This window comes from Microbacterium sp. MMO-20, assembly GCF_037147735.1.
Classification (GTDB): domain Bacteria; phylum Actinomycetota; class Actinomycetes; order Actinomycetales; family Microbacteriaceae; genus Microbacterium.
Genome location: NZ_JBBCUU010000005.1, coordinates 97590 through 110953, shown reverse-complemented (window position 1 = coordinate 110953; position 13364 = coordinate 97590). Strand labels below are relative to the sequence as shown.

Genomic DNA, 13364 nt, shown 5'->3' with positions numbered 1-13364 from the left:
ACGATATTCAGCTCGGCGAAGGCGGCGCTTCTCGATTCCTGATCGGTTTCGTGAGGCGCTTCGCGATGCACGGCAGCATGCCGGGGCGAAACGGCGCACCCCGGTCGCGGTAGAGGCTCGGGGCCACGCCGACGAGCTCGCTGAAGCGCGTCGAGAAGGTGCCGAGCGACTGGTAGCCGACCGCGAAGCACACCTCGGTGACCGACAGATCGGTCGTACGCAGCAGCGTCATGGCGCGCTCGATCCGACGGGTCATGAGGTACGCGTACGGCGTCTCGCCGTACGCGAGCACGAACTGGCGCGACAGATGGCCCGCCGAGAGGTGCACATCGCGCGCGAGGGACTCGATATCGAGCGGCTGCGCGTACGAACGGTCCATCCGGTCACGGACGCGCCGCAACCGGGCGAGGGTGTCGAGGTCCTGACGGGTCGTCACGGCCAGTCCGTCATGGGCGTCACGCGCGTGCGCGCAGCGCCGCGATGATGCGGAGGACGGCGAGCGTGCGCTCCTGATCGGGCGCCGGGTCCTCGCCGCGCACGAGCGCCGCAAAGCGCTGCACCTCGTAGACCATGTTGTTCGCGGCCGCCTCGACCCGCTCGGCGGTGTGCGACGCGGCCGCGTCACCGCGGGCGCGCAGCGACAGCGCGATCTCGCGCGGCGCGGTCACCTCGTCGAACGTGATCGTGCCCCACTCGCCCTGGATCTCGTTGGGCCGGTGCGAGACGCCGACCTTCGAGAACGAGACCTGCGCAACGGTGTCGGGGTAGCCGAGGACGGCGGCGCCCGCGCCGTCGGCTCCCGTGGCGATCTCGACGAGATGACCCGTGGCGGATGTGGGCGCGCCGAACAGGTGGATGGCGGCGCTCAGCGGGTACACGCCGAGGTCGAAAAGTGCGCCGCCGGAGAGCTTCGGGTCGAAGATGTTCGGCGTCTCCCCGCGGAGGACGAGATCGTAGCGCGCCGAGTACTGCGACTGCCCGAACGAGACGAGCCGCACGGGACCGACCTGGGGAAGCATCTCGGCGACGCGCCGCAGGCCGGGGTCGTAGACGTTGCGCATGCCTTCGAAGACGACGACGCCGTGCTCGCGTGAGAGCTGGACGAGGTCCGCGAACTCCTCCGCCGTCGGCGTCGCCGGCTTCTCGAGGAAGACGTGCACGCCGGCGGCGATCGCGCGCCGCGCCTGTTCGGCGTGGACTCCGTTGGGCGACCCGACGTAGACGGCGTCGATGTCGCCCGAGCGGACCAGCGCGTCGAGATCGGTCGCGGTGCGCGGTGCGCCGATCCGGTCGGCGAAGGCGCGACCGCGCTCGGCATCGCGGGAGACGGCGACGTCGATGCGGATGCCGTCGCCGCCGGCATCCGCCGCTCGGACGGCATCGGCGAAGCGCTCCGTGATGGTGCTCGTGCCGATGGTGGCGAGGCGGATCGTGTCGGTGCGGGTCACCGGGTCTCCTCCTGCAGGAACGCGATCGCCTGCTCGCGGAAGACGCGCGAGCCCGGGGCGTTGAAGTGGTGGCGACCGGGGATCTCGAGGAACCTCCCCTGCGGCGTGGCCGCTGCGAGCGCGCGCGAGCCGGGGATGATCGCATCCTCGGAGCCGGTGGCGAACAGCACGGGCTGCTGCGGGGCGTGCGCCGGATCGGGATCGACGGTCTTCGACTCGCGCATGCCGCGGGCGATCGCGAGGAGGGCGCGCAGGTCGTTGCCGGGCACCCGCTCGGTGAGGGCGATGTAGTTCTGCGTCACGCGGTCGGTCACCGGCATCCCCTCGTCGACGTAGGCGCGCACCTGGTCGATGTCCAGCCGCGCGAGCGGGATGCCGTCGGGTACACCGCCGAGGATCGCGCGCGGGATGCGCGGTGCGATGTCCTGGATCACCTCCCACCCGACGCGCGCCCCGAGCGAGTACCCGACGTAGAGGGCATCGTCGACGAGGTAGGTGTCGAGCACCGTCTCGACGTCGCCCGCCAGCTGACGCAGGTCGTAGTCGTGCGAGTCGTGGGGCTTGTCGCTCGCCCCGTGCCCCCGTTGGTCGAGCCCGATGACGCGGTAGCCGGCGCGCAGCAGGTCGCGCACCCAGCCGGTCGCGACCCAGTTGTCCTTCGTACTCGAGGCGAACCCGTGCACGACGACGACGACCGGGTCGTCCAGCTCGCCCCAGGAGTAGGTCGCGATGCGCAGCCCCTCGCCGACCATGATGAACTGCGGATCGGGCAGCCGGGTCAGCTCCGCCAGCGGCGCGGGCGCCTGCTCATTCGATGACACGGATCTCCTTCCAGAACGCGACGTAGTCGGAGAAGTCCTTGCCGACGCGCTGAATTCCCGACGGGTACGGGTGCGGGTAGCTCCAGGCGCGATCGGGGAGCGTCTCGCCCTCCGCCGTGACGGTGAAGTACTGGCACTCGCCCTTCCACGGGCAGGTGTACGGCGTCGGGCTCGTGCTCAGGTATTCGGCGCGCACGCTCGACGGCGGGAAGTACCAGTTGCCCTCGATGGAGATGAGGTCCTCGCGCGGCGCCTCGGCGATGACGGTGTCGTTCAGGACGGCTTTCATGCAAACCCCTTCCGCATGAACCCGAGGCTACTCCCGCGTGCCGACCTTTCGGCCCCTGCGCGTTGTGCGCGCGGACTCGCCGCGGCGTCGTCCGCGCCCACGGACCGCGTCCTGCGACGCGATGACCGGGATGGATGCCGTGACCACGGCATCCACCACCATCGATCCGTCGGTCGGCCCGATGACGGGAATGGCCGTCGTCGCGGTGACCTCGATCGGGTCGACGGGCATGGCCGCGAGGGCGCGGTGCGCGCGGATGTAGGCGGGAACGAGCACGACGCACGCGCCGATCCACGCGAGCGGGTTCGACCACACGACGCCCTCGAAGCCGAGCAGGTGCCCGAGCAGGAGCGCCGCGACGACGCGCATAATGAGCTCGATGACGCCCGTGACGGTGGGAATGATCGTCGATCCGAGGCCCTGCAGCGATCCGCGCAGGATGAACAGGATCGCGAGCGCCCAGTACCAGAAGCCGTTGACGTGGAGCATGAGCGTCGCGAGCTCGACGACGCGCTCCGAGCCGTCGCCGACGAACAGGCGCACCATGGATCCGCCGAACGCGATGAGGAGCGCTCCGAGCACGACTCCGGCGCCGAGCGCCATCCACACCGCCTGGACGACACCGCGGCGGATGCGGTCTGGCCGGCGCCCGCCGAGGTTCTGCGCCGCGTACATGGATGCCGCGAGGCCCAGCGACTGCAGGAGCGCCACCGCGAGTCCGTCGACGCGCGACGCCGTCGTGTACGCGGCGACCGCATCGGCGCCGAGCGTGTTGAGAGCGATCTGCACCGTGAGCGTGCCGATGCCGATGATGGATGCCTGGAATCCCATCGGGAGGCCGAGCCGCAGGTGCTCGGCGATGTCGGCGCGCGTCACGCGCCAGTCGAAGCGGCGCACGTGCAGCACCGGCACGCGCCGCCGCACGTAGTCGAGGCACAGCACGACCGACACCGCCTGCGCGACGACGGTCGCGAGGGCGGCACCGGCGATTCCCCACGCCAGAGGGCCGACCATGAGGATCACGAGTCCCGCGTTGAGCAGGCACGAGATCGTCAGGAAGATGAGCGGGGTCCGCGAGTCGCCGATCGCGCGGATGATCGACGCGAGGAAGTTGAACGCGACGATGGCGCCCGTGCCGAGGAAACTGATCTGCGCGAATACCGTCGCCCCCGGCAGAAGCTCTGCGGGGGTCTGCAGGAGTGCGAGGATCGGTCCCGCCAACATCGGCGCGAAGACGGTCAGCACGATCGTGATCGCCGCCGACAGCAGAGCGCCCGTGGCGACCGAGCGGCGCACACCCGCGAAGTCGCGCGCACCGAACGCCTGCGCCGTCGGAATCGCGAAACCGCTCGCGAGGCCCCAGGTGAACCCGAGCAACAGGAACAGCAGCGCACCCGTCGCCCCGACGGCGGCGAGCGCGTCGACGCCGAGGAGACGCCCGACGACGATGGCATCGACGAACTGGTACAGCTGCTGGACGACGTTGCCGATCAGCAGCGGCACCGAGAAGGCGAGGATGACGCGCCACGGGCGGCCGGTGGTGAGGGTGCGGGACATGGATCCTTCGCGGGAGGGAGCGGAGAGAGGGAACAGGCCGGAAACGGCGAAGGGCGCCCCCGACGGAGCGCCACGGCATCCACTCTATCGAATCGATTCGACGAGGTCAAGTCCCCCGCCTGAGTGCGCACCGCGTACTGTGAGACGCATGTCCGTGGGTCTGCTCGCTGTTGTCGACGACATCCTGAGCGCCGCTCTCAAAGCGTCCGCGAAGTCGGCCGGAGTCGTCATCGACGATGCCGCCGTGACGCCCCAGTACGTGCAGGGCCTGTCGCCCGCGCGCGAGCTGCCGGTCGTCGGGCGCATCGCGCTCGGATCGCTCGCGAACAAGTTCCTCGTGATCATCCCGATCGCGCTGCTGCTCACGGCCTTCGCCCCGTGGGTGCTGCCGTGGCTGCTGATCGCCGGCGGCAGCTACCTGTGCTTCGAGGGCGCGGAGAAGGTGCTCGAGTGGTTCGGCTTCCATCACGGCGGCCACGACGGGGAGGAGGGCGGCCGTGACGAGAAGCGACTGGTCGCCGGAGCTGTGCGCACCGACCTCATCCTCTCGGCGGAGATCATGCTGATCGGTCTCGCGGCGATCGATCCGAGTCTGGGTTTCTGGATGCGCCTGGCCGTGCTCGCGATCATCGCCCTCGCCATGACGGCCCTCGTGTACGGTGCCGTCGCGCTGCTCGTGAAGCTCGACGACATCGGCCTCACGATGGCCGCCGGAGACTCGCCCGGCGTGCGGCGCTTCGGCGAGCGTGTCGTCCGCGCGATGCCGACGGTGTTCCGCGTGATCTCGATCGTCGGCACCGTCGCGATGCTGTGGGTGGGTGGCCACCTCGTGCTGCAGAACCTGGGCGAGGTCGGCTGGCACGCTCCGATCGACGTGCTGCACACCGTCGAGCATGCGCTCGAGCCCGCTGGTGCGGTCGTCGTGTGGCTCGCCGACACCGCGATCTCCGCCGTCGCCGGGCTCGCGTGGGGCCTCGTCATCGTCGGAGTCGTGCTGCTCATCGGCAAGGCGTTCGGCCGGAACCTCTCGTTCTCCGAAGGGCACGCGGCGCCGAAGGCGTGACGCCCGGCGGCGGCCGGCGCTCACCCGCGGCGCGCGGGGCGAGGCGGCTCAGCCCGTGATCGTGACGCGGACCCCCGCGCCGCCGTCGGCGGGGGCGACATGGATGCCGGCGGCATCCGCCACCAGCCAGGTCGGGCCCGCTGCGGCGGCGTGCGGGCCGATGCCGATGACGCGCATGCCGGCGCCGAGGCCGGCGGCGATGCCGTTCGGCGAATCCTCGACGACGATGCAGTCTGCGGGCTCGACTCCGAGCGCTCGAGCCGCGGCGACGAAGCCCTCCGGGTCGGGCTTGCTGCGCGTCACGTCCTCGGCCGTCACGGCGAGCGCCGGCATGGGCAGGCCCGCGGCATCCATCCGGGCGCGGGCGAGCGGAAGCGTGGCGCTCGTGACCAGCGCGTGCGGCAGACCCGCGAGGTCGGCGAGCAGCGCTGCCGCGCCCGGGATCGCCACGACGCCGTCGGTCTGGGCCGTCTCCGCGGCGAGGAGCTCACGGTTCTCGGCGAGATTGACCTCGTGCGGGCGGTCGGGCAGCAGGAGCGCCATCGAGTCCTGCCCCTGACGACCGTGGATGATCCCGAGAGCACGGGCGGGGTCGACGTCGTGCTCGAGCGCCCACTGCGTCCAGAGCCGCTCGACGACGGCGGTGGAATCGACGAGCGTTCCGTCCATGTCGAGAAGGACGGCGGCAGCGTCGACGGTCGCCTCGGTGACCATCGACGGCACGCGCAGTCCGGGCCAGCCGTTCCACAGCGGCGGCACGTGCCACGCTCCGGTGGCCGCGCCCGAGGCGTCGCGTGTGACGATCGCCCGGTGCGGAGAGGTCGTGTCGACGACGTGCACGAGTACCGAGCCGTCGGGACACGTCTCACCGCGGGTCGCGACGGTCAGGCGATCGGCCTGCCCCGGCGCCGCGGATGCCGTAATCACGACCTCGCGCCAGGCGGTCGCGACCGGCAGGTCTCCGACGCCGGGAAGGGTGAGCGTCCAGCCGTTCGCGTCGCCCGCGTCGGCGAGGGCGAGGCCGTTCGAGTCGAACGGCGACTCCCACGGCCACGGCGCGATGCGGTCACGCGCGTCCCAGGAGTCGCGCACGACGGATGCCGCCAGCGCGGTCTTGCCCGCGGGATCGAGCGCCGGATCGAGCGCAGTATCGAGCGCCGGGTCTGCTCCTCCGGCGGCGTCGGCGTCCGCGACGGCATCGACGAAGGCCCAGAACGCCCGCAGCGTCGCCTGCGTGTCGGCCGCCGCGCCCTGGTAGGCGATGACGAGGTCATGCTCGGGGATGACGAGCCCGAACTGCCCCGCGGCGCCGTCGAGGCGGAAGCCGTGGGCGCTCCGCCACACCTGGTACCCGTAGCCGCGGCTCCAGTCGCCGACCTCGCCATCGGCCGCCGCGGGCCCGTCGACGTCGGCCGTCACCGACCACGCTCGGCTCATCTCCTCGACGTACCAGGCCGGCGCGACCTGCGTATCGCGGAAAGCGCCGCCCGAAGCGAGCATGATCGCCACGCGGGCGAGGTCCTCGACGGTGAGGTGGTAACCGGACGCCCCGTGCTCGATGCCGCCGCGCGGGCGCATCCACCGCTGCCCGATGCCGAGCGGGTCGAGCAACCGGGGGCGGAGGTACGCGGTCAGCGCTTCGCCCGTCAGGGCGGTGACGATCGCAGAGAGAGCATGCGTGGCGGGCGAGCTGTATGCGAAATGCGAGCCCGGCACGGCCTCCGGCGCGACGCGCAGAAGGTCACGCGGATCCTCTCCGAGGGCGTCGATCTGCGCGCTCGTGTGTCCCGTGTTCATCGTGAGGAGGTGCCGCACGGTGATCACCGGGGCGCCGAGCGGGGCCAGCACGGCGAGGAGGTCTGCGGCCGCGGCATCCAACGACAGCCGCCCTTCGTCCGCGAGGAACCCGATCGCGAGCGACGTGAACGTCTTCGACGCCGAGTAGACGAGCGCCGGCCGGTCGAGTCGGTAGGGCGCCCAGGCCGCCTCGAAAGCGACCGCGCCGTGGCGGGCGACGAGCAGCGCGTGCGGGTCGAGACCCTCCTCGGCGAGCCGGTCGGCGAGCGCGAGGAGCGCCGCGGCGGGGATGCCGAGCTCCTCGGGCGAGCGGCGGACGAGCGGGAGCGCGAGGGGTGCGGACGACATGATTCCAGCCTACGAGCGCGAATCCGTGACGGGCGGGCCTCGCCCGCGGCGGTAGCGTGAGAGCGTGACTCCTGCTTCCGGCGCCGCGGCATCCACCGGCTCGATCCGCGTGTCGGCGGCCGTCATCACCGATGTCGACGGCCGCCTGCTGCTCGTGCGCAAGGCGGGCACGACCGCGTTCATGCAGCCCGGCGGCAAGCCCGAGCCGGGCGAGACCCCCGACGTGACACTCGTGCGCGAGCTGCGCGAAGAACTCGGACTGCGCCTCGATCTGGGCGCGCTCGCACCCCTCGGGGAGTTCACTGCGGCTGCCGCGAACGAGCCCGGCTTCCTCGTGGTGGCCGATGTCTACCGCGTCGACATCGGCGGTCAGACCCCCGTCGCGGATGCCGAGATCGACGAGGTCCGCTGGGTGACCCGGGCCGAGGCATCCGCCCTCGACGTCGCGCCGCTCGCCGCGACCTACTTCCTCCCGAACGCGTAGCCGAGCGCGGCCGGGTTCCGGTCGGGCGTGCGGATGATTAGGCTGACGGGGTGACTCCGCCGAATCCGCTGGTCGCCGGGCCCGTCGACACCGCCACGCCGTTCTCGGGCGCGGGCATCCTCGACAGCGGTTCGCAGGTCGCGGCGGCGATCGAGTCAGGAGACTGGGTCGCGGGCGGGGTCGCCGCGTTCACCGCGGTGCTGGACACCGTCGCGATGGCGATCGACCCGATCGGTTCGCTGATCGCCGCCGGTCTCGGCTGGCTGATGGATCATCTCGAGCCGCTCAAGGGCTGGTTGAACGACCTGACGGGAGACGCCGGCGAGGTTCAGGGATTCGCGCAGACGTGGGCGAACATCTCGGCACAGCTCGCGGGTTCGGCGCAGGAGCTGACGCGCGTACTCTCCGACGTCGACCCGCTCGCCGGCGAGGCGATCGACGCCTATCGACGCTTCCAGACGGATGCTGCGGCGCACATCGGCGCTGCGGGCACCTGGGCCGGCGCGATGTCGACGGGGCTCACCATCGCGTCGACGATCGTCCAAGTCGTCCACGACCTCGTCAGAGACGTCATCGCACAGCTGGTCGGCTCGATCATCTCGTGGGCCGCCGAAGCCGTGTTCACCCTCGGACTCGCGACGCCCGTCATCGTCGGCCAGGTCTCCACGCGTGTCGCCTCGCTGAGCGCGAAGGTCGGCACGAAGCTCACCGCGCTCCTCGAGGCGATGGGCAAGCTCGGCACCCTGCTGAAGAGCCTGCGCAGCTCGTGGGACGAGCTCGCCGCACTCACCTCCAAGGTGCTCCCCGGCGGTCCCCGCACGCACGCCGGAGCACCCGACGCCGCGCGCGCGCCCGACCTGCCCGATCTGCCCGATGGTGCGCCGCCGCGGACGCCCGTCGACGGCGCGGTCCCGCCCGGGAAGAAGCCGTTCGACGTCGACGACCCCGACACATGGCCCTTCGATCTCTCCGATCCGGAGCAGGTCTATCAGCAGGCGTTCCACAACATGGATGCCGACACGGCGGTCCTCGGGCGTTGGGAGGGCGATGCCCCGACCAGCTACGCGAACGTCGCGCGCGACAACGGGTCCGCGTACTTCGAGCTCGGCACCACCGACGAGGGCGTGGACCTCTGGGGCGCCGTGCAGAACGCGAACGGGTTGTCGAATAGCGACATGTTCGAGACCCTCAACGCTCCGTTCCTCGACGACGTGATGACGTCGCGGATGAACATCCAGTTCTCGCACTCGCCCCTCGACGCGAGCGGGAACGTCGTCAGCGGCGCGCTCGGAAGCGAGTTCCGTCACATCTTCGACGCGAACGGGCCTTTCGCGGGCCTCTACGAATGGGTCCCGACACTCGGTCCGCACGGCACCGCGGTTCCGCGATGATGACGGATGCCCCTTCCGTCACCGACCTCATCGTCTCCCGCGTCCGGGCTCGGTGGGGCGCTGCGATCGTCGCTGTCCTCGTCTCCGGCGACCTCGTGCAGGTGAAGCTCTTCGCGCTGTTCGACGTGTACCTGCGCGCCGCGGCCGAGCCCGGTGCGTTCACCGCCCGTCTGATCGGGTGGGATCGCGATCTCAGCGGGTACCTCACCCGGACGACGTCGGACGACCTCGAGGCCCTCCTCTCCGACATCGATCGCGTGATCCATGAGCTCGCCACGGACGACGCGCTAGCGCCCACGCCGCGCTCAGCGCCCGCGCGCTCCTCCGCCGTGCCGGACCCGCGGCTCACCTGGCAGGAGCGACGCCAGGCAGCACTGGATGCCCGCACCCTCCGTTCGCACGGCGTCGATCCGCTCGACCACATCGACGAGAAGGCTCTCGGCGAGCGCATCCGGGCATGGTGGCCGGATGCCCCCGTGCTGCGCGTGCCCGAGTACGGCGGCGTCACCTACTCCCTTCGCCCGACTGACACCTTCCGGGTCGAGGTGCGCCTGGGCCGTCATGGCGGCGTCACCGGCTGGATCGCGACCGGAGGCGGCTTGGACGGCGCGTTCGGACGGTCGTTCGGGGCCGACGGCCAGCCGCGCCGCGTCGAGGAGGCGCTCGCGACGATCGACTCCTGGCTGCGCGCGACGATGCCGCGCCCCGATGTGCTGGACCTCCCCGTCCTTCCCGAGAGAGAGCGAACATCGTGACCGCCGCCAACCCCGTGCTGACCCTGCTCGGTCGCCCCGCAGAACCGGGATTCGAATCGACCCTGACGGCATGGCGACTCGGGGCAGTCCCCCTGAGCGACGTGCTGGCGACGCTGTCCGGCTGGCCCGTGCTGGTGCTGACCTATGGGGATTCGTCGACGCTCGAGCCGCTGATGCTGCAGTCCGCGTCGGGAACACCGCTCGTGGCGGCGTTCACGTCCCCGGATCGCATCGGCGAGCACGCCCGGCCGGATCTGCGGCCGATGTGGGTCCGCGGCGGCGTCCTCGCCGCGGGCGCCCGGGGAGGAGCAGGCATCGTGCTCAACCCCGGTTCTCAGCCGACGTGCGAGATTCCCGCGGCGGACCTCGCTGCGGTGCAGAGCGGCTCGCCGGAGCCGGCATCCTCCGCTCCTGGCAGCCGCGCCCTCACCGCGCTCGAGCTCGCCGTCGTGCGCCTCGCAGCCGGCGCAGGGACGCGGGACGACGCCGTCGCCGCGGCCGCTGATCAGCCGCTCATCGTGGCGAGCTCCACCGACCCGGGTCGGGGCGATCTCGAACTGGCGACGTCACCCGAGCCCGGCGGGACGGCGCTTCTCGCCTGGACGCACGAGAAGCTCGTGCGCGGCCTCGACCCCGCGACGACCTGGTTGGTGGGCACTCCGTCGACGGACCTCCCGGCGATGCTGCCGGATGCCGCGTCGATACGCGTCGACCCCGGCACGGTGTTCGAGGTGCGGTTCGCTCACCACGAGCTCTTGCGGTAGTCCTTCAGGAAGACGCCGAACAGATCCTCGCCGGCCTCGCCGCGCACGATCGGGTCGTAGACGCGGGCCGCACCGTCGACGAGGTCGAGCGGCGCGTGGAAGCCCTCCTCGGCGAGACGCACCTTCGTGAAGTGCGGGCGCTCGTCGGTGATCCAGCCGGTGTCGACGGCGGTCATGAGGATGCCGTCGGTCTCGAACATCTCGCGCGCGCTCGTCCGCGTCAGCATGTTCAGGGCAGCCTTGGCCATGTTGGTGTGCGGATGCCCCGGGCCCTTGTACCCGCGTCCGAAGACGCCCTCCATCGCCGAGACGTTGACGATGTACTTGCGTCGGGCCGTCGCGGCAGCCATCGAGGGACGCAGGCGACTGACGAGCAGGAACGGTGCTGTCATGTTCGCGAGCTGCACCTCGAGCATCTCGAGCGGCTCGACCTGGTCGACCGACTGGGTCCAGCTGTTGATGTGGTTCTCGTCGGGCACGAGACCCCCCGCGTCGATCGCGGTGCCGGCGGCGAGGCGCTCGAGCGACGACGAGCCGGCCGCCATCGCCTCGGCGGTCAGGGTCTCAGCGTCGCGTGCGGCGGCCGCGAGGATCGGGTGACTCGAGACCGACTGCGCGAGAGCGAGCGGGTGCGCGTCGTTCGTGTGCCCGAACGTGAGCAGCTCGGGCAGCGGGCCCTGGGGCAGGGGCGCCAGCTCGGCATCCACCAGCGGCTTGTACGCACCGGCGGAGCGCCGCACCGTCTGCGCCGCATTGTTGATGAGGATGTCGAGCGGGCCGTCGGCCGCGACGGCGTCGGCGAGTCCGATCACCTGGGCCGGGTCGCGCAGGTCGATGCCGACGATCTTGAGGCGATGGATCCAGTCCGCCGAGTCGGGCAGTGCTGAGAAGCGGCGCACCGCGTCGCGGGGGAAGCGGGTCGTGATCGTCGTGTGTGCGCCGTCGCGCAGCAGCCGCAGCGCGATGTACATGCCGATCTTCGCGCGCCCGCCGGTCAGCAGCGCGCGGCGGCCGGTGAGGTCGGTGCGCGCGTCGCGCTTCTCGTGACTCATGGCAGCGCAGTCCGGGCAGAGCTGGTGGTAGAAGGCATCCACCGTCGTGTAGAGCTCTTTGCAGATGTAGCAGGCGCGCGGCTTGATGAGCTCGCCGGCTGTGGGAGCCGCGGTGCGGGCGGCGAGCGGGATGCCGCGCGTCTCGTCGTCGATGCGGTCCGGCGCCCCTGTCGCCGTCGCCGCGACGACGGCGCGATCGGCGTCGGCGATGCGCTGACGCTTGTCCTTGCGGGCCTGCCGCTTGACGTCTTTGTACATCTTGCCCGTGGCGCGGCGCAGGGCGATGTAGTCGGGGTCCTCCGGGTCGAGATCGGCGGTCGCGGCGATCACGCGCAGCGCGATCTCGAGCTCAGCGGGGTCGATGGAGGGGTTTTCGGGCACAGGAAAGTGTACCGAGCGGGTCTGAGCGGATGCCGGGGCGCGGAGGAACACCGCGTCGGGAACTGCTCAGACGCGAGCCAGGGGCCGGTCAGGAGCCGTGCTGTGCCGCGCCGTAGAGGAGCGCGCCCTGCAGGGCGATGACGAGGCCGAGCACGAGTGTCAGCACCCCCGTGCCGATCGCCGGCATCGACCCCTGGATGCCTCCGATCACGACGCCGAGAACCGCACCTGTCACGCCCACGACGAAGACGAGAATCGTGAGCAGCTGCAACGGACCGGTCATCGGGGCGGACTCGCGAGGAGTGCGCGCGACACGGAACCCGATGATGCCGAGGACGGCGCTGAGCACCGCGAGGAGCAGCATCGACGCGCCAGGCCCGACGAGGGCACCGTCCATGGCGGCCGCCCAGAGCAGCAGCGCAGCGACGACGGCCGCCAGTCCCGCGATGATCACGGCAACCGTCGCCGTGACGCCCGGCCTGCGGGAGCGGAAGGACTGCGGAGACCGCTCGGTCATTGCATTGCGATCTTCGGCCAGCTGGTGATGCCCGCGGACGTCGAGCGCATGGTCGAGCGCGCCCCACCCGCCGACACGTAGAGGATCGCGACTCCGCTGCCGGCGGCGATGAGGAAGGCGACGATGCCCAGCGTGATCAGCACCGGCACGGCGGGCAGACCGATGATCGTGCCGGTCGCGACGGCGGCGCCGGCGAGCGCGCTCAGCAGGGCGATGATCGCAATGGCGATACCCGCCCAGAACGCGATGATCGCCCCCGCCATGGTCGTCATGGCGCCGGCGATGTTCTCCGCGAAATCGGACATGATCGACGTGTTCGCGCGGCGCTGCGGCTCGATCGACTGCTTGTACTGTTCTGCGGCGCGGCCCGTCCACCGGTCGTCGACCGACAGGTTCAGATCGGTGATGTCGTCGTTGAGTCGAGCGACCTTCGCGGCCGCCTGCTTCCATCCGTCGGCCGCGCCGTTGAGGAGGAAGGGGTTGCCGACGTACGAGAGCTTGTCGGCGAACCAGTCCCAGAACTCGCCGAGCTTGGCGAGCATGGTGTTCCAGCCGTCGCGGAGCTTGTCGGCGACCCAGCTCAGGAAGGACGGGATGCGGCTGAGGACGGCGTTGACCAGTCGGGTGATCTGCTCGATCTTCTCCTGGATCTTCTGGAGCAGCTCGATGACCTTATCGGCGGGATTCATGGCTCGTC

General features: G+C 71.0%; 14 protein-coding genes. 5 read left to right on the top strand and 9 right to left on the bottom strand.

Annotation, left to right across the window (positions count from 1 at the left end):
* Positions 1-7 precede the first annotated feature (7 nt).
* The 5 genes from WFI52_RS08655 to WFI52_RS08635 form a co-directional block, all read right to left on the bottom strand.
* On the bottom strand, positions 8-379 hold the full coding sequence (locus tag WFI52_RS08655; RefSeq protein ID WP_336626895.1) for a helix-turn-helix transcriptional regulator: 372 nt from the start codon (positions 377-379) through the stop codon (positions 8-10).
* Positions 380-455: 76 nt separating this feature from the next.
* Positions 456-1448 (bottom strand): Gfo/Idh/MocA family protein, encoded by a 993-nt coding sequence (locus WFI52_RS08650; protein WP_336626798.1) that lies wholly within the window; start codon positions 1446-1448, stop codon positions 456-458.
* Complete coding sequence (locus tag WFI52_RS08645; RefSeq protein WP_336626896.1) at positions 1445-2200, bottom strand: alpha/beta fold hydrolase; 756 nt, start codon at positions 2198-2200, stop codon at positions 1445-1447. Before WFI52_RS08645 ends, WFI52_RS08650 begins: the two co-directional genes overlap by 4 nt.
* A gap of 55 nt (positions 2201-2255) precedes the next feature.
* Positions 2256-2558 carry a DUF427 domain-containing protein gene (locus WFI52_RS08640; protein WP_336626799.1) on the bottom strand — a complete coding sequence of 101 codons (303 nt, stop codon included), beginning with the start codon at positions 2556-2558 and terminating at the stop codon, positions 2256-2258.
* A gap of 27 nt (positions 2559-2585) precedes the next feature.
* A complete protein-coding gene (locus tag WFI52_RS08635) occupies positions 2586-4115 on the bottom strand; it encodes an MATE family efflux transporter (RefSeq protein WP_336626800.1) in 1530 nt (509 codons plus the stop codon).
* A 148-nt stretch (positions 4116-4263) separates the two neighbouring features.
* Here WFI52_RS08635 and WFI52_RS08630 point away from each other — a divergent pair, with 148 nt between their 5' ends.
* Complete coding sequence (locus WFI52_RS08630) at positions 4264-5178, top strand: DUF808 domain-containing protein (protein WP_336626801.1); 915 nt, start codon at positions 4264-4266, stop codon at positions 5176-5178.
* Positions 5179-5226: 48 nt separating this feature from the next.
* On the opposite strand, the gene WFI52_RS08625 is transcribed toward WFI52_RS08630, so the two are convergent.
* Positions 5227-7323: an HAD-IA family hydrolase gene (locus tag WFI52_RS08625; protein ID WP_336626802.1), complete on the bottom strand. Its 2097-nt coding sequence runs from the start codon at positions 7321-7323 to the stop codon at positions 5227-5229.
* A 64-nt stretch (positions 7324-7387) separates the two neighbouring features.
* Between WFI52_RS08625 and WFI52_RS08620 the strand changes: the two genes are divergently transcribed.
* The 4 genes from WFI52_RS08620 to WFI52_RS08605 are packed head-to-tail and all read left to right on the top strand — an operon-like array spanning position 7388 to position 10717.
* Complete coding sequence (locus WFI52_RS08620; protein ID WP_336626803.1) at positions 7388-7807, top strand: NUDIX hydrolase; 420 nt, start codon at positions 7388-7390, stop codon at positions 7805-7807.
* Between the two features lie 50 nt (positions 7808-7857).
* Positions 7858-9198: a hypothetical protein gene (locus tag WFI52_RS08615; protein ID WP_336626804.1), complete on the top strand. Its 1341-nt coding sequence runs from the start codon at positions 7858-7860 to the stop codon at positions 9196-9198.
* The gene (locus WFI52_RS08610; protein ID WP_336626805.1) at positions 9195-9953 is read left to right on the top strand and encodes a hypothetical protein; all 759 of its coding nucleotides are present in this window, start codon (positions 9195-9197) and stop codon (positions 9951-9953) included. Before WFI52_RS08615 ends, WFI52_RS08610 begins: the two co-directional genes overlap by 4 nt.
* The gene (locus WFI52_RS08605; RefSeq protein WP_336626806.1) at positions 9950-10717 is read left to right on the top strand and encodes an SseB family protein; all 768 of its coding nucleotides are present in this window, start codon (positions 9950-9952) and stop codon (positions 10715-10717) included. Before WFI52_RS08610 ends, WFI52_RS08605 begins: the two co-directional genes overlap by 4 nt.
* Here WFI52_RS08605 and WFI52_RS08600 read toward each other — a convergent pair.
* The 3 genes from WFI52_RS08600 to WFI52_RS08590 all read right to left on the bottom strand — a co-directional run bounded on the left by WFI52_RS08600 (position 10696) and on the right by WFI52_RS08590 (position 13356).
* Positions 10696-12150 (bottom strand): SDR family NAD(P)-dependent oxidoreductase, encoded by a 1455-nt coding sequence (locus WFI52_RS08600; protein ID WP_336626807.1) that lies wholly within the window; start codon positions 12148-12150, stop codon positions 10696-10698. The genes WFI52_RS08605 and WFI52_RS08600 overlap by 22 nt on opposite strands.
* Positions 12151-12238: 88 nt before the next feature.
* Positions 12239-12667 carry a hypothetical protein gene (locus WFI52_RS08595; RefSeq protein WP_336626808.1) on the bottom strand — a complete coding sequence of 143 codons (429 nt, stop codon included), beginning with the start codon at positions 12665-12667 and terminating at the stop codon, positions 12239-12241.
* Complete coding sequence (locus tag WFI52_RS08590) at positions 12664-13356, bottom strand: hypothetical protein (RefSeq protein ID WP_336626809.1); 693 nt, start codon at positions 13354-13356, stop codon at positions 12664-12666. Before WFI52_RS08590 ends, WFI52_RS08595 begins: the two co-directional genes overlap by 4 nt.
* Between the last annotated feature and the right edge of the window lie 8 nt (positions 13357-13364).

Bases quoted from the DNA above. Each gene is read 5' to 3' on its own strand.
- WFI52_RS08655 (WP_336626895.1), bottom strand. From the start codon at position 379: ATGGACCGTTCGTACGCGCAGCCGCTCGATATCGAGTCCCTCGCGCGC.
- WFI52_RS08645 (WP_336626896.1), bottom strand. From the start codon at position 2,200: ATGGTCGGCGAGGGGCTGCGCATCGCGACCTACTCCTGGGGCGAGCTG.
- WFI52_RS08640 (WP_336626799.1), bottom strand. From the start codon at position 2,558: ATGAAAGCCGTCCTGAACGACACCGTCATCGCCGAGGCGCCGCGCGAG.
- WFI52_RS08635 (WP_336626800.1), bottom strand. From the start codon at position 4,115: ATGTCCCGCACCCTCACCACCGGCCGCCCGTGGCGCGTCATCCTCGCC.
- WFI52_RS08630 (WP_336626801.1), top strand. From the start codon at position 4,264: ATGTCCGTGGGTCTGCTCGCTGTTGTCGACGACATCCTGAGCGCCGCT.
- WFI52_RS08625 (WP_336626802.1), bottom strand. From the start codon at position 7,323: ATGTCGTCCGCACCCCTCGCGCTCCCGCTCGTCCGCCGCTCGCCCGAG.
- WFI52_RS08610 (WP_336626805.1), top strand. From the start codon at position 9,195: ATGATGACGGATGCCCCTTCCGTCACCGACCTCATCGTCTCCCGCGTC.
- WFI52_RS08595 (WP_336626808.1), bottom strand. From the start codon at position 12,667: ATGACCGAGCGGTCTCCGCAGTCCTTCCGCTCCCGCAGGCCGGGCGTC.
- WFI52_RS08590 (WP_336626809.1), bottom strand. From the start codon at position 13,356: ATGAATCCCGCCGATAAGGTCATCGAGCTGCTCCAGAAGATCCAGGAG.